Genomic DNA, 17,352 nt, shown 5'->3' on the forward strand with positions numbered 1-17,352 from the left:
ATATAACTGGTAGCAATAAATCTGTAGCAATATTTGCAAGAACAGCTCCTTCAGCTGGACCAGCATAACCACCTATATAGGAGAAACCGCCTGCTCTTATGTTGTGGCCACAGTTTATTCCCATAACAATCCTATGGAAGTTACTCATAGATGCTTTTAATTCCACCGGGCACAATGACATTGTATTATTTCCTTCACCAGGGAAAAATGCTGCTCCACCAAGATGACCATAATGTGTCACTGCACCAGCAATTCCTGTATGGCCAATTCCAGGCCTTTCGGCTCTATATGTGGCTTGTCTTCTAAGTTCTGCTTCATATCTGCCCATTAATGTTTCATAAGGTGTTCCAGATCTAATTTTTTTGCCGTATACTGTTGCTAATGTAGGTCCATGTAAAACGTCTACTAACTTAGGATATTTAATCAGGCCTTCTGTAATTGGTACATATAATTCTTCAGAAACCACAATTCCTAGGGATGCACATACAATTGGCTCCACAGTAGATTCGGGTCTCCTAGGTCTCATAACAACTTGGTCTTTCCCACGTCCAAACTTTATTTCTTCAGGGTATTCTCGTAGTGTTTCCTGGAGTTCCTGTTCAGTTATTTTGATAATACGTTCTGTATCTGTGCAAAGCAAACCCATTTCAAGAGCTAATTCGTAACCTGCTTTAAAAAAGCGGTCTGCAAGCTCATCGTCACAGTTTATTGGGTTTTCCATATCAAGAGTTTTTTCTAATCCATGTTCTTTTAGTTTAGCCTTAATTGTCCTAGGTATAACCTTAGTATCCCATTCTTTAACTGTGCAAACAGGACCTGAATAAGCTTTATCTAGGCTATTCATAATTTTGTTAATTCTAACTGACATTTGCCTTCCCCCTCTTATCGATATATTATGACTCAACATTATATTGCTAATAATTTATTACTTTTTATGCTTTGCCAAGGTCTACTGCTTCTATTTCTTGCCCAGGTGCTTTACTAGATGCCATTATTTTTTTACAAAGTTCTACTGCATCAGTTGCATTTCTACCATATCCATCTGCTCCAATTTTTTCTGCCCAATCTGGTGTTACTGGCCCACCACCAACAACGCAATAATATTTATCACGTAGCTTTGCATCTTTTAAATAGGTAATAATATCTTCCTGGTATGGCATGGAAGTTGTTAATAATGTAGAAGACGCAATAATTGATGCTCCAACTTCTTCAGCCTTATTTACAAAGTCCTTAGGATCTACATCTACCCCTAAGTCATATACTTCAAATCCATTTACAGAAAGCAAGGCAGACACTACATTTTTACCAATATCATGTAGATCACCCTTGACCTGCCCAATCACTACCTTGCCCATCCTTTCGGAGGCAGCTTCATCTCCAAGTGCCTCTAATACTAGCTTCAGAATTTCCGTCATTGAATCACCAGCTAGGATTAATTCTGGCAAGTAAGCAGTTCCTTCACTAAATCTTTCACTAACAAGCTTTAACCCTTTGGTTCCACCTTTTTCCATGATTTCTAATGGAGGTATCCCAGCATCTAAGCCTTCTTTTACAATACTGACAGCATCATCCACTTCACCTTCAGCTATGGCATTACTTAATCTCTCGAACAACTGATCCTTCATTATACTTATTCCTCCTTATTTGTTATCTACCTTGTTACTTCACTCTGTAATAATAATTCGGGATAAATTGAAAATTTGCCTTTGCTTACTTTTACAAAAAAAAACACTTTTCAGACAACTTTCTGTAGGGGTTTTGTAACAATATACAATTTGTAAATGTCCTGCCTTTTATGTTTATCCTGAGTACACTAAATAAGAGAGGTGTAACTAAGATTAAACTTAGTTACACCTCCTTATCTAATAAGCTCTTATAAGGAACCTTCAATATTATCCAAAAGCCAATTCATGCTTAACATCTCTTCATCTGTTAATTTCATTCCATCCTCTGCAACAGCTACACCTTCATTATTCAATATTGGTCCTGCAAAAACTTCCAATTCTCCAGATATTAATTTTTGTTTAGTTTGTTCAACTAGATCATTTACTTCTTCTCCAACTAACTTATCATTTAATTCTGCTATTTCTGCAGCACCTTCTTCCATACTTCCCCAATAAGCATGTCCTTTCCATGTACCTTCCATATAAGCTTTAGCTTCCTCAATATAAAAGGGTGCCCAATTCCACATAAATGACGTAAGGTTTGCATCAGGAGCAAATGGTCTCATATCTGAGTGGTATCCAATACTATATAACCCTCTTTCAGCAGCTGCCTGTTGAACAGCAGGACTGTCTTGATATTGAGCTAGAATATCGGCACCAACATCCGCTAAACTTAAGCCAGCTTCTTTTTCCGTAGCTGGATCATACCAGGTGTTAGTCCAAAGTAGTTTTACTTTTGCATCAGGATTTACCGCCTTTACTCCCATAGCAAACCCATTTATAGATCTAACTACTGATGGAATAGGATGAGCTGCTGCATAACCAATTATATTAGATTCTGTCATCATTCCTGCGACTATACCAGTCAAATAGGTACCTTGATATTCTCTAATATCGTAAGCAGTTATATTATCTGAAACCGTCCCTCCAGTACAATGGAGAAAATAAACGTCCGGAAACTCCTTCGCTAACTTTTCAACTGTCTCCAAATAACCGTAACTAGTTGCTGCTATTATCTTAACTCCGTCAGCTATAAGCTGACGCATCACTCTTTCGGAGTCCCCACCACCATCGGGAACATTTTCTAGTAAAATTGTTTCCACATTAGGCAATTCACTTTGTAAGCCAAGTCTTCCCTTATCGTGAGCAGTATTCCAACCTCCGTCAGTAGCGGGCCCTGTCATTATAAAGGCCATTTTTAGTTGTTCTTCCCCTGTATCATTATCATCATTAGCTTCCTGCACTCCTCCACCACAACCACTAGCAAACAACATCGATACAATAAGCATAGATACAAGAACCAACCTTATCTTTTTACTCACAAAACATCCTCCTTTTATTTTACATATTTTAGGACCGTTTGCTATTATTAAAAACTCCATCACCTCCCTATTTTTATCCACAATATTCCATCCGGGTTAAGACCCCCACTTCTATAAGTGGGCTCTAAATCAGGTGGAGTAGAGTCCCCATCTGATTTCTTGATGTTTAGTTTTGGCTGAACGAGTTCATCTTCCTTCTCGGTCATAAGGTATGGTTAATGCCTTTGGCATTAAATTCTTTGCTTTTTCAGATTTGTAAGTTATAAAAGTTAAGACTACAATTGTAAAAATATACGGAAGCATTCTTACGAAAAAAGATGGCATCTCTATACCAATTGCTTGCAACCTAAATCCCAGAACATCCACCCCTCCAAATATTAATGCGCCAATCCAAGCTCTAGCCGGGTTCCAGGTAGCAAAGATGACCAGCACAATAGCAATCCAACCCCTGCCAGCTGTCATGTTTTCTGCCCAGGCTGGTGCATAAGCTAAAGACAAATAAGCACCTGCAAGTCCCGCGAAAGCTCCCCCAATGCAAATGTATAAGTATCTTATACGAAATACATTTAAACCTACCGAGTCAGCAGCGCTTGGATTTTCTCCCACCGATCTTAATTCTAAACCAGCTCTAGAACGGTAAATTATAAACCAACATATCGGTACTAAAAGATATGCAATATATACTAGGACATCATGATTAAAAAAAACATGCCCAAAATATGGTATTTCGGAAAGAAAAGGAATTGGGACTTTTTTATAGGATATAGGAGCTGCCATTCCAATCACTTGTTTTCCCAAAAATCCACTTAACCCAGTTCCAAATATAGTGAGAACCAATCCGGTAACTACTTGATTTGCCTGCAAAGTAACCACTAAAAAGGCAAATACAAGTCCTAACAAAAGCCCGGCAAATATTGCTACTAAGGTGCCTAGCATTAAGCTCTGAGTGTTAACCACAACTATGAATCCTGTTGCAGCCCCTACAAGCATCATTCCTTCAACACCTAAGTTCATTACACCTGATCTCTCAGCAAATATTTCCCCAAGTGCAGCGTATAAAATAGGAGTTGCCGATATTATAGCAGCGTGAAAAATGGCAACAAGTAAAATAGAATCCATTATTAATTACGACCCCCTCTCCCCAGCTTAATGCGATACCTTGTAAACATTTCTCCTCCTAGCACGAAAAATAATATAGCTCCCTGCAACATAGAAACCATTACGGCTGGCAACCCAACAATTTGTAAAGCATATCCTCCATTTAACAGTCCACCAAAAAATATTGCTACTAAAATTATTACAAAAGGATTAAGCCTGCTGAGCCATGCTACAATAATTGCAGTATAACCATAGCCGGGAGAGATATTATATTGTAGCCTTCCAATAATTCCTGATACTTCTGCCATTCCTGCAATCCCTGCTATTCCGCCACTTATTAACATTACTAAAACTATATTTTTCTTTATACTCATTCCTGCATAAGATGCTACCTTTTGAGATTCACCTATAACCCCTATTTGGTACCCCCATGTTGTTCTTTTAAAAATAATGTATAGGACAACTGCAATTATTATCGCAAAGGTTATACCAGCGTGTATTCTAGTTCCTGGTAGAGTAGGTAATAAAGCATATTCTTCAAATCCCTTTGTGAATGGCATAAACCCATTCGGATCCTTCCACGGGCCATAAACTAAATACCCAACCCATAAAATAGCTACATAATTTAGCATTAGAGTGGTTATAGTCTCATTTACTCCCACCAGGGCCTTAAGAATTCCAGGTATTAGGCCCCATAAGGCCCCACCAATAAAGCCTGCGATAACCATACAGGTTAACATAACAGGTGCCGGTAACTGTGGAAAAAATAAACCTACTCCCCCGGCCATAAACGCACCCATATATAGCTGTCCTTCTGCCCCAATATTCCATAAAGACATTTTAAAGGCAAGAGATACTGCTAATCCTGTTAACATTAGAGGAATAGCCTTTACCATGGTTTCTGAGAAGTTGTAGAATGATCCAAAAGATCCTGTAAACATCAACATATAAATCTTCATTGGGCTATACCCCGTAGCCCACAAAAATATTGCACCAAATAATAATGCCAAGGCAATGGAGATAAGGGGAATTAGTAAAAAACTAACTTTGGAGACCTTAGCCCGCTTCTCTACACTAATGAAATTCGATAAATTTACCTTTTCTTTTACTAACACGCTCTCCCCTCCCCACACATCATTAGACCAATATCATCAATAGTAGCTTCATTTGGTTTAACTACCCCCATTATTTTACCTTCATACATAACAGCAATACGGTCGGACAAACAAAATATTTCGTCCAAATCTTCAGATATTAATAAAACTGCTGTTCCTTCCGACCTTTGGCTTAATAGTATTTTATGAATGGCTTGGGTTGCACCAATATCCAATCCACGAGATGGATAAGCTGCTACAATTAATCTAGGCCGTTTTGAGATTTCTCTTGCTAATAATAATTTTTGCTGGTTACCCCCAGACATTAATTTTATAGGAGAATAAATTCCTGCTGTTTTAATGTCAAAGTCTTTTACTATTTCTGTTGAATAGTTTGCAAGATATTCTAAGTGTAAAAAACCTTTATTGCTAAACTGAGCTTCGTTAAAGCACTTCAATATAAGATTTTGTGTAACAGTTAAATTACCTATTAACCCTGTGCCCATTCTGTCCTCTGGAATTAGAGATACACCAGAATCTATTATTTTCCTAGGTGCTGCATTGGTCAAATCTTTGTCATCTATTGTAATTATTCCTGAGATTACTGTTCTTAACCCTGCTATTACTTCTGTAAGCTCCCTTTGTCCATTTCCTGCAACTCCGGCAATTCCTATAATTTCTCCACCGTAAACATCTAACGAAAAATCTTCGAGAGCTTTCACCTTTTTATCATTTAAAGCAGTTATATTCTGTATGCTTAAGACTTTTGGGCCTATCTCTTTATCATCTTTATCATATGTCAGGCACACTTCTCGGCCTACCATGAGATTGGATAATTGTTGCTTAGAGGTTTGAGTCTTCATTAGTGTTGCAATAGATTTTCCTTGTCTTAATACCGTTATCCGATCCGCAACATTCATCACTTCATTAAGTTTATGGGTAATTACAATAACTGCCTTGCCTTCCTTTGCCATTTTACGCAGAGTTATGAACAATTCCTCTACTTCCTGCGGAGTTAAAACTGCAGTAGGTTCGTCTAGAATTAATACTTCTACTTTTCGATATAACATTTTTAAGATTTCGACCCTCTGCTGCTCACCCACAGATAGTTGCCATATCTCAGATCTGGGATCGACCTTTAATCCATAATTAGCTGTAAATTGTTCTATCTCATTATGGAGTTTCTCTAAATCATAAAAACGCTGTATATGCTTCAACCCTAAAATAATATTTTCCGTAGCCGTTAAACAGTCAACTAGCTTAAAGTGTTGATGGACCATACCTATTCCAGCTTTTATTGAATCCTTCGGGGAATTAAACACTACTTGTTTATCATTAATAACTATGGTTCCATCCTCTGCCTTGTATAAACCCGAAAGTATACTCATCAAAGTACTTTTTCCTGCACCATTTTCACCAAGTAATGCATGTACTTCTCCCCTATATATTTCAAGGTTTACATTCTCATTAGCTACTACCCCCGGAAACTTTTTTGTAATATTATGCATGTTTAATAAGGGGTTAGTCATTTTTAATACCTCCTTGAATAATAAAACAAAAATACAATCTCTTCTTATTTGTTGTTATGCGCTAATCTAGCCGAGGCTTTTTTGACTCCATCAATAATTTGATGATACCCTGTACATCTACACAAGTTACCTGCCATTGCCTCCTTAATTTCTTCCTCCGTGACGTTATCTTTCTTAAGCAACAATGAATGTGCAGTCATCAAAAAGCCTGGAGTACAAAAGCCACATTGTACGGCACCCGCTTCTATGAAGCTTTCCTGCAAAATAGATAGCTTACCGTCTTTTGCTAATCCTTCAATTGTAGTTATATCTTTTCCGTCTGCCCAAACAGCTAAATAAACACATGAATCTACTGGTTCTCCATCTATTAAAACTGTACATGCCCCACACTCACCAACCTCACAGCCCTTTTTGGTACCTGTCAATAACAACTTATTTCTAAGAACTTCTAACAGGGATTCTCTGACATCAATTTCTATATTTAGTGGCTCCCCATTTACAACTAAGGACAATGTTCTTTTTGTCAATTTACCCTACCCCCTTGCTTGTTCATAAGCTACCCTTAATGCTCTTGGGACCAATTCTTCAACAAGTGCCTGCCGAAATTCTTTAGTAGCTCTCCAAGATGTCCTTGGATTTGCTTCTTTTAAAGCTGCTTCACCTATCTCTTTTAGCAGATTATTTGAAAGTGTTTTATTCCTAGATATTTTTTCCGCTTCTACACACCTAATTGGTGTAGGTGCTGCTGTTCCTAAGGCAATTCTAGAATATTTTATGGTAGTACCATCATCATTTAGTGCACAGGTAACAGCACACCCAAGGGTAGAAATGTCCATAGCTTTTCTCCTGCTAAACTTAATATAATGACCTCCAAAATACCTATCTAGTGGACGGATAATAATGGATGTAAGTATCTCGTCAGGCCGTTTGCTCGTTTTATATGGCCCAAGATAAAAATCATTTATTGAAATGATTCTGATACCATTCAAGCTTGCAAATTCTAACTGCCCATTTAAGGCCAGCAAACTAGGAGCACTATCAGCTGATGGGGCACCATTGCAAATGTTGCCCCCAATTGTTGCAACATTTCTAATCTGCGGTCCTGCTAAAGATTTTGCCGCTACAGCGAGTATAGGAATTTCTTCATTTATTATTGTGTTTCCCATTATCTGACTAAATGTAGCCATGGAACCTATCCGAATACTTCCGTCCTTTTGTTTATAAATGGTTTTCAAATCATTTATTTTACTTAGGCTTATTAATGTAGTATCTGCTTGCCTACTTTCTCGCATTTTTATTAACAAATCTGTTCCGCCAGCTATTAATACAGGATTGGTTTCCTTATGAGCCAATTCTAAAGCATCCGCTACTCTCAAAGGCTCAAGGTACCTCGAAAAATTGTACATTATTTCACCACCTTAAATTCAATAGAGGTTTGGTGTTTAATGCCCTGCAAGACCCTTTGAGGAGTCATTGGAAGCTGATTTAGTTCCAACCCCGTGGCATTAAGAATTGCATTTCTAATGGCAGGAGCCGTAGGTAAAACAGGCGGTTCCCCCAAGCTTTTCTCACCATAAGCTGAAGAAGGTTCCTCAGTTTCCACAAATATCACCTCAATGGGCGGTACATCTTTTATAGTTGGTATCTTATAGTCTAGTAGATTATTATTATAAACCTTGCCGGTCATTGTATTAACTTGCATTTCCTCATATAACCCATAGGCTACCCCCATTAATACACCGCCATATACCTGACCTTCTGCCAAGAGGGGGTTAATAATTTTACCAGAATCATGAATTGCCCAGATTTTATTAATTTTCACAGTTCCTGTTGTCGTATCTACTTCAACCTCAACAAAATTAGCCCCAAAGGAATATGCGTTGGTTTTAGGGGAATTGCTTGCTTCTCCGTAAATTGTTTTTGAGTCTCCTATTTTATAAAAAGCCTCCATGGCAACCTCTGAGATAGGACCCAATTGCTTATTGCTATCAGTATAAATATACCCTTTCAATATTTTTAACTTCTGTGTTGAAAACCCATATTTCTTACTAGCTATTTCCAATACTTGCTTCCTACAATGAGAAGCCGCTTTTTTAACAGCTGACGCCCCCACGTATGTCTGTCTAGATGCATATGCACCCAGATCAAACGGACAAGTATCTGTATCAACGGCGATCACCTTTATGGTATCTATGCTTATTCCTAATTCTTCTGCTACTATCTGTGCAAAAATGGTATCAGTTCCTTGACCTATATCTGCAGCACCAATAGACAAAACAGCAGAACCATCCTCATTCATTTTTACTACTGCCCCAGACGTTTCACTCAGTTCCGGAGCAGTACATGACGCATAAGCAAAACATGCCATACCTATACCCTTTTTGATATTCCCATAACTATTAGTTGATAAATAGTCAGTTCTTTTCTTATCCCAACCCGATTTTACTTTTCCCAGTTCTATAATATCTTTCAGACCAAAACTTTCTATTTTGACATGACTAACAGGGTTTGTATAACCTAAGCCGCATAGATTTTTTAGTCTAAAAACAATGGGATCTAGCCTCATTTCTTTGGCTATGTTGTCAATATGGGATTCTACTGCATATGTTAGTTGAGGAATACCATAACCCCTCATAGCACTTGCTATAGGAAGGTTAGTATAATAAGTTGTTCCTTCAAACTTAAGGTTTGACGCAGGATACAGTACTGGAAAAACACTACATATATTTAATAAAACCGAATGTCCATGGGCACTATAAGCACCAGTATTCGAAGTAGCCTGAAGTTGCCTAGCTAGTATTTTACCTTCCTTATTTAATCCTGTTTTTATTTTGAAGGACATAGAATGTCTGGTTCGCGTAGACACCATGTCATCTTCCCGCGTGATTTCTAGCTTAACTGGCTTACCTGTTTTAATGGCAAGAAATGCGTTTAATGCTTCCTGACACATATCCTGTTTACTTCCAAACCCACCACCCACATGTGGTTTTACTATTCTAACTTTTCCTATTGGCATGCCCAACGCTTTAGACAATAAGCGTCTAACAGTAAATGGACTTTGAGTCGAAGAGTATACTGTCAATCGCTCATTTGACTCAGGAATGGCAATGGAAACATGGGTTTCAATAGGACAATGTTGGACAATCTGGGTTTTAAATTCATCTTCGAAAACATAGTCTGATTTATCAAAAGCAAGATTAACATTGCCGTATTCATAAGAATTTTCTCCTGCAATGTTATCTGTTTGTGCATGAACTTCAACATTTTTCATTATTGCTTCTTCAACTGATAATATTGGTTCTAGTTCTTTATACTCCACATTAATCAATGATACAGCTTCCTTTGCTATATCCTCTGATACTGCTACAATTGCTGCAACAGGGTCACCTATATAACGCACCTTTTCATTTAATATCAGACTATCTAAAGGTGTATCATCGGGATAGGGGTGTCCAGTGGAGGTAAATTTATTTTTTGGTACATCCTTATGAGTAACTATCGCTTTAACCCCTGGCAATTTTAATGCTTTACTTGAATCAACTTTAATAATCTCAGCATGGGCAACTGTACTATAAAGTACCTGGGCATAAAGCATATTTGGAAAATATAGGTCTCCTGTGAATTTTGCTTCTCCGGTTACTTTTGCTGCCCCATCTAACCTGGAGATGCTTTTTCCAACAGATGTATAAGTCATCACATTACCCCCTTGAAAAGTTCTACTACATTAGTAGCCGCAATCAAATAAACAATTTCCAAATTATTTATCTATAATTAAAATTCAAGATATATTTCAGTAATCCTGTCAAACATTTTTTTCTTTTCAGTATATTTCGACTTTATTCTTAATTCATTTTTACCGTTAACATCCCCTTTGCATATATAAACAAAAGTAGATGCTTTAAGCACTCAATTTCTGTATTTGTTTTGTTAAACTGCACATATTGAAGGTAATTCCTATCATAAAAAAACGCCTAAACATTTTAGTCTAAGCGCCTTTTTGAAGCTCAAGTTTGTCACAGCCTCTTCATTTCTAATTTTTATCCAAAATATTCCATATGAGTTAAGTACCCCACTTCTCTTAAGGAAAGGGGACACACCTATGAGTGTCCCCCATATGATAAGTGGGCTCTAAAATCAGGTGGAGTAGAGTCTCCGTCTAATTCCCCGACGTTCAGCTTTGGCTAAACGAGTTCAGTTTTAAGCAATTAGGTTAACTGCTTAGAATCTCTCCCACATCAAAGACTAACCCCTTAATAGCTTCCTTCTTATAGGGCATTGATGCTCTGGCACCTATCTTTTCTTCCACAACCTTTGAAAGAAGTTCGGCCATTTCCTCAATTAGAGAGTTATTTAATTTCTTGCCTATCAGAGCTTTTTCGGATTCATATGGCCTATAAGCAGTAGTTCCAACTGCTCCTAAACCAATACGAATTTCCTGGATAACATCACCCTCTAATTTAACAATTACTGCAAGGTTTATCCTTGCAATTGCAAGTGCTTTTCTTCTGCCTAGCTTTGCAAAACCACTTTTATAGCCTTCACCATACTTTGGAATTGTTATTTCTGAAAGATATTCCCCTGACTGTAAGGTAGTCTTTTCTACCCCAACTAGAAAATCTTCAATGTTTTCTGTTCTAGAGCCATTTGCTCCCTGAATTTTTAAGCTTGCTCCTAGGGCAACCAAAGCAGGAAGGCTGTCTGCTGCTGGTGAGGCATTTGCAACATTTCCTCCTATAGTAGCAACATTTCTAATTTGAACAGAACCAACTCCAGCGGCTGCCTGAGCTAAACATAGTGCATATTTTCTAATTACTGGACTTTCTTCAATTGTAGTAAAGTTAGTAACTGCACCAATTTTGATTTCATTTGCTTCTTCTTTTATATACTGAAGCTCCTGTAATCTTGACAGATCTATTACAAGTTCAGGTGATATTTTCTTTTCCCTAATGTGGATTACAAGGTCTGTCCCCCCAGCTAAGAACTTACAATTAGCAGGGGCTATTTTTATACGTTCCATAAGATCAGAAACCTTTTCGGGCGAATAAACTTCAAAATTTGCCATGTCTCTCCTCCTTATTTAATGGTTTATTTTTAAGGCATCCTGTACCCTTTCTAGCGTTGCAGGAATGGACTCAAGTCTTGCACCTATAGCATCATGAATTGCATTAGTAATGGCTGGGGAAATTGGAATACATACTCCCTCAGCAACACCCTTTGCACCAAAAGGGCCCGTTGTTTCAGTAACCTCTACTGGTATTGTTTCAATAACAGGTACATCTAAGGATGTTGGTATTAAATACTTATTAAAGTTAAGGGTGTCCGTCTTTCCTTCATTTAACTCGATGTCTTCAAGTAAGGCATATCCCATACCCATTACAGTTCCGCCTTCTGATTGACCCTCTAGGCCTTGAATGTTTATGACCTTACCAGCATCTAAAGCACATACAGACTTTATCAGTTCCACTAGCCCTGTATGCATATCAACTTCCACTAGGGCTAAGTGTGTTGTTGCACTGTAAACAAGGTGTGGTAATCCGTAAGCTCCAGGGATTCCCTTATCAGGTATTGGCACTTCAAAGTGTCCATGAACAGAAAATTCCTTTTTGTGTTTTAGGGCCTGATCAACCATTTCTTCAAGTAAATATTCTGCTTTCGAACTGTTAATGCCAGCACTAAATTCAGATAGTTGTTTTTTCATCTTTTCGGCAGCAAGTATTATGGCATTTCCTCCAGCATAGATTGATCTTGATGCTGTAGATGTTCTGGAGTCTGGTGTTGCATGACTATGCCCTGTAACTACATCTATCCTTTCTACAGGAAATCCCAGAGCTTCAGCTGCAATCTGACCGTAAGCAATTGAATTGCCTTGCCCTATCTCTGGGCAACCTACCGCGACTCTAATATTTCCGTTTTCTAATACTGTCATGTCGCAAGCCGCATAGTCAGGTAACCCTCTTCCATAACCCACTCCCTTAATTGCAGTAGCTAATCCTATTCCTCTTTTTTTCCAGGGTTTAGTGGGGGTATTTTTGTATTTATCTTTATCTATCCACAGCTCACTATTTTTAACTGCTTCAAGTGTCTGTATTGTCCCCATGGCAGAGGTCAAAGTATGTCCTAAAGCACCCTCATCACCTTGACGAACCCCATTTTTTAAACGGATTTCCATGACATCCATGCCAATTTCCCTGGCGATAATATCCATCTGAGTTTCCATGGCAAAATTGGACTGATTAGCTCCAAATCCCCTCATGGGATTACTAATCATATTATTTGTATAAATACATAAGCCTTCTACTTTCAAGTTAGGCATTCTATAGGCGCTACAGCAATTCTCTACTGCTACATTTAAGATTGAACGTCCTAGGTTTGCATAAGCACCCGTATCGGCATAAATTTTAACCTCATTGGCAATCAGCAGTCCATCTTTGGTAGCTCCTGTTTTCATATAAATCTTCATTGGATGCTTTTTACCACTAACTAATACAGATTCTTCTCTGCTATATACAATTTTTACAGGTCTTTTTGACTTCAAAGCAAGGATGGATAACTGACCCTGAATAGTAAGATCATCCTTACCACCAAATGCTCCCCCGACAGGGTTACTTGTTACCATAATTTTTTCTTGGGGCATATCTAAAATTCGTGATAATTGAAGTTGATCCCTGTGGGAATACTGACTTCCACAGAGCATGTGTAGATTCTCTTTATCATCAAAAAAAGCCACACCACTTTCAGTTTCTAAATATGCATGCATTTGCCGTGCAGTTTGATAAACCTTTTCTACAACCACATCAGCATTCTTAAAGGCTTCTCCTAAATCTCCCTTTTCAACCTTTGTGATAAGGTGGATATTGCCCTCTTCATGAACCTTGGGGGCTTCCTCTTTTGCCCCTTCTTCCACATCAAATACTCCCGGTAATAACTCATATTCTACTTCAATCAATTCTAATGCCTTATCAGCAATTTCTTTAGTTTCTGCTGCCACTCCAGCTACAAAATCGCCTATAAATCTTACCTTATCTTTACAAAATACAGGTTGATCTTGCACAATAGCACCATAAGCATTTAATCCGGGCACATCCTCATGTGTAACTACTGCATGTACGCCTTCAACCTCCTTTGCTTTGGCGGTATTAATACTTTTAATTAAAGCATGGGCATAGGGACTTCTAAGGATTTTACCCCATAGCATTCCGGGTAATTTAAGGTCTGACATGTATCTGGTTTCACCAGTTACTTTGCCAAAAGCATCCGGCCTCGCAACAGGTTTACCTATCCATTGATGACTCATTTTTATACCTCCTTGGAATTCTCAACTGCTGTTTGAATGGCTTTAACTATTTTTACATATCCTGTGCATCTACAAAGGTTACCAGATATGGCTTTTTTAATTTCCATTTCCGTTGGATTGGAGTTTTTTAATAGAAGAGCTTTAGCAGACATAATCATACCAGGAGTGCAATAGCCACATTGAACAGCACCTTCTTTGACAAAAGCATCCTGTAATGGATCAAGAGTCTTACCCTTAGCCAGGCCTTCTACGGTAATTATTTCTTTATCCTCACACTGCCCTACAAGTACAAGGCATGAATTTACCGCTTTACCATCAATTAATACAGTACAGGCTCCACATTCTCCTGCACCGCAACCTTCTTTTGTTCCGGTCAAGTCAAGAGTTTCTCTTAAAAAGTCTAGCAATCTTATACTTGGATCAACATCTCTTTCTATTAATTCATTGTTAACTCTTAATTTTACTTTCACTAATAATTCCCCCTTAAAATGTACTAGGACACACCCCTATTTAGAGCTATCTTTCTTGCCTGGGAATGTCCCCAATTTATGTCCTGCTAATATTTTTTCTTTTGTTGCAGGTAAATTTTCTACTCGTACTCCTATTGCATCATAAATAGCACTAATTATTGCTGGTGCTGTTGAATTAATAGGTACTTCGCCCATTCCTTTTGCTCCAAATGGACCATCTGATTCCTCTTCAACAAGGATAGTTTCCATTTCTGGCATATGTGTTATCTTGGGAAGCTTAAGCTTTGCAAGGTTATCTGTGATCATTTTACCATCTACAAGCTTAAACTCTTCACTTAATCCATAACCAATCCCCATAACAATTGCTCCCTCTAGCTGACAGTGACAGTTTTGGGGATGGATTGCTTTACCTAAATCTTGGGCAGCTATAACTTTAAGTACCTTTACTTCCCCAGACGACTCATCAACCTCCACTACGGCTGCCTGAGTGTTAAAACAATATGCAAAATGAATATTATACTTTTCCAATGGCACCTTTGCCTGATGATCAGCCCTTTCTCTTAAGGAGTAAGTTGTAGGGGCAGTATATATATAATCAGCTTTTAAATCTACTTTGTTCTCCCATGACATTTTTGCAAGATTTATATAGCTAATAAAATTATTTTCAACATTGGTATTAAATTTTCCTTTTTTCTTTAGGTGAATTCCTCCATGTATAAACTGATAGTCACCTTCTTTTAATCCAATGACATCAAAAAACAGCCCTTGGATAACTTTTTTAAAATTGTTTGCTGCACCAATTACAGCATGCCCTGATATGTATGTCTGTCTTGATGCTGTAGTTACACCACCATCTATAGTTTGTGATGTATCATTGGATATTACTACAAAATCCTTAAAATGGATACCTGTAATCTCTGAAGCCATCTGGGTTAGGACAGTATCTGAACCCTGCCCTATATCGGTGGCTCCAACTTTCAGATAAACATTTCCATTTTTACTTATTTCAATACTTGCTCCTGCCCTATCTTTTTTCCCTGCGCCCAATCCTACATTTTTATAGGAACTGGCTATGCCAATACCTATCCTTTTACCGCTACCAGGTTCGGGGATCTTGTTTTTATATTCTTGCAAAGCCTTCTCGACTTTCTCAACGGTTTGTATATATCCAACATCGCTCTTTAGGACCTGCCCAGTAATGGTGGCTTTTCCTTCTTTTAGACCGTTTATCTTTCTTATAGTAAATGGATCTATGCCTAGTACCCTGGCAACCTTATCCATCTGCTGTTCAGCCCCAAAGGCAACTTGAGTACTACCAAATCCCCTAAATGCTCCCCCAGGTGAATGATTTGTATAAACCCCATAAGAATCTATCTTTACATTAGGAATATCATATGGTCCAGCTCCGACTACAGCGGAACGAAAAACAACAGGTTGACTAAGGGATTCGTAAGCTCCAGCATCTGCGATAACTTTAAGTTCTATAGCCAATATTTTACCATCTAAGGTTGCGCCATGGCGGTAATGCATCTTTTCCCAGTGGCGTTTTGTAGACATTATCATAGATTCTTGTCTTGTTAAAGTCATTTTTACAGGTCTTCCTGTAAGCATAGCACCTAATGCACAGTGGATTTGGACTGTACATTCTTCCTTCCCACCAAAGGCACCTCCTGCTGGTGTATAAACTACACGTACCTTTTCCTCGGTAATATCTAGGCATGATGAAATGGATTCTCTAAAAGCATGAGAACCTTGACTTGCTGTCATAACAACAACTGTTCCATCCTCTTCCATCTTTGCTACTGCTGACTCAGTCTCAAGATAGGCGTGTTCAACCATTGGGGTTGTATATATACCTTCAATGATAATGTCCGCCTTTGCAAAAGCATTATCAATATCACCCTTTCTTACCTTGACATGTTTCATCACATTACCATCTTCATGAATAAGTGGAGCATCGTCTTTCATTCCATCTTCTGGTGAAAATATGCCTTTCAAAGGCTCGTAGTCTACATTTATGTATTTTAAAGCTTCATCTGCTTGTTCCTCGTTTTCTGCAAGGACAAGGGCAACAGGATCACCCATATACCTTACAAGCTCTTCTGCTAGGACAGGCTGATGAGGATTTAATAACCCAAAACCATTTCTACCTGGAATATCTTTGGCTGTCAAAACCTTTATAACCCCTGGCTGCCTTAACGCTTCAGTAGCATCAATGCTTTTTACTTGGGCAAAGGGGTGTGCGCTTAAAAGTAATTTCCCGTAAATCATCTTATCAAAATATACATCATCTGCAAAAATAGGTTTACCTGTCACCTTTTCATAAGCATCCTTTTTAACTGGGGACTCTCCAATGCCTGTTTTTAACCTATCCTTATCAGGACTTTCAAAAGCTCCCCCCATCATGGCTGCCGCTTTTTTAATGGCTCGTATTATAGCGGCATATCCTGTACAGCGACAAATGTTAAACTTAAGTGCATCTTTAATGTCATCATCTGTTGGATTTTGATTTACATCTAGCAAAGCTTTTGCCGCCATCACCATGCCTGGAGTACAAAAACCACATTGAACTGCACCTTCCTCTATAAAAGTCTGCTGAATAGGATGCAATTTCCCATCTTTACTTAGGATCTCAATTGTTTCAATAGATGCTCCATCTAGCTTTAAAATTTTTAGTAGGCAGGCTCTTTTTGCCTTCCCATCAACAATAACAGTACATGTACCACAATGTCCCTGATTGCAACCATTCTTGGCTCCTAGCAATCCCAGATAATCTCTTAAATATTTTAAGAGGCTAATGTCTGCTGAGCCATCAATCGTGTATGCCTTTCCATTTATCTTAAATGAAATTGTCTTAACCATTCCCATCACCCCACACTTT

12 protein-coding genes and 1 pseudogene are annotated in these 17,352 nt (G+C 38.2%); all 13 read right to left on the minus strand.

Features of this window, described 5'->3' with window-relative positions; genetic code table 11:
* Positions 1-868, minus strand: a pseudogene (locus APF76_14075).
* A 64-nt stretch (positions 869-932) separates the two neighbouring features.
* Positions 933-1,625 carry a hypothetical protein gene (locus tag APF76_14080; protein ID KUO52727.1) on the minus strand — a complete coding sequence of 231 codons (693 nt, stop codon included), beginning with the start codon at positions 1,623-1,625 and terminating at the stop codon, positions 933-935.
* Positions 1,626-1,873: 248 nt separating this feature from the next.
* Positions 1,874-2,953, minus strand: a complete 1,080-nt coding sequence (locus APF76_14085) for a hypothetical protein (protein ID KUO52756.1) — start codon at positions 2,951-2,953, stop codon at positions 1,874-1,876.
* Positions 2,954-3,172: 219 nt separating this feature from the next.
* A complete protein-coding gene (locus APF76_14090; GenBank protein KUO52728.1) occupies positions 3,173-4,105 on the minus strand; it encodes an ABC transporter permease in 933 nt (310 codons plus the stop codon).
* A 2-nt stretch (positions 4,106-4,107) separates the two neighbouring features.
* The gene (locus tag APF76_14095) at positions 4,108-5,163 is read right to left on the minus strand and encodes an ABC transporter permease (protein KUO52757.1); all 1,056 of its coding nucleotides are present in this window, start codon (positions 5,161-5,163) and stop codon (positions 4,108-4,110) included.
* 29 nt (positions 5,164-5,192) lie between these two features.
* Positions 5,193-6,707: a heme ABC transporter ATP-binding protein gene (locus tag APF76_14100; GenBank protein KUO52729.1), complete on the minus strand. Its 1,515-nt coding sequence runs from the start codon at positions 6,705-6,707 to the stop codon at positions 5,193-5,195.
* Positions 6,708-6,751: 44 nt separating this feature from the next.
* Positions 6,752-7,234 (minus strand): xanthine dehydrogenase, encoded by a 483-nt coding sequence (locus APF76_14105; GenBank protein KUO52730.1) that lies wholly within the window; start codon positions 7,232-7,234, stop codon positions 6,752-6,754.
* Positions 7,235-7,240: 6 nt separating this feature from the next.
* Positions 7,241-8,113 (minus strand): hypothetical protein, encoded by an 873-nt coding sequence (locus APF76_14110; protein KUO52731.1) that lies wholly within the window; start codon positions 8,111-8,113, stop codon positions 7,241-7,243.
* Positions 8,113-10,401: a hypothetical protein gene (locus tag APF76_14115; protein KUO52732.1), complete on the minus strand. Its 2,289-nt coding sequence runs from the start codon at positions 10,399-10,401 to the stop codon at positions 8,113-8,115. Before APF76_14115 ends, APF76_14110 begins: the two co-directional genes overlap by 1 nt.
* Positions 10,402-10,917: 516 nt before the next feature.
* Complete coding sequence (locus APF76_14120; protein KUO52733.1) at positions 10,918-11,769, minus strand: hypothetical protein; 852 nt, start codon at positions 11,767-11,769, stop codon at positions 10,918-10,920.
* 15 nt (positions 11,770-11,784) lie between these two features.
* Positions 11,785-14,007, minus strand: coding sequence for a hypothetical protein (locus APF76_14125; protein KUO52734.1), 2,223 nt, complete (start codon positions 14,005-14,007; stop codon positions 11,785-11,787).
* Positions 14,004-14,471: a (2Fe-2S)-binding protein gene (locus tag APF76_14130; protein KUO52735.1), complete on the minus strand. Its 468-nt coding sequence runs from the start codon at positions 14,469-14,471 to the stop codon at positions 14,004-14,006. Before APF76_14130 ends, APF76_14125 begins: the two co-directional genes overlap by 4 nt.
* A 36-nt stretch (positions 14,472-14,507) precedes the next feature.
* On the minus strand, positions 14,508-17,333 hold the full coding sequence (locus APF76_14135; protein KUO52736.1) for a hypothetical protein: 2,826 nt from the start codon (positions 17,331-17,333) through the stop codon (positions 14,508-14,510).
* Positions 17,334-17,352: the final 19 nt, after the last annotated feature.

It is taken from the genome of Desulfitibacter sp. BRH_c19 (assembly GCA_001515945.1).
Taxonomy (GTDB): Bacteria; Bacillota; DSM-16504; order Desulfitibacterales; family Desulfitibacteraceae; genus Desulfitibacter.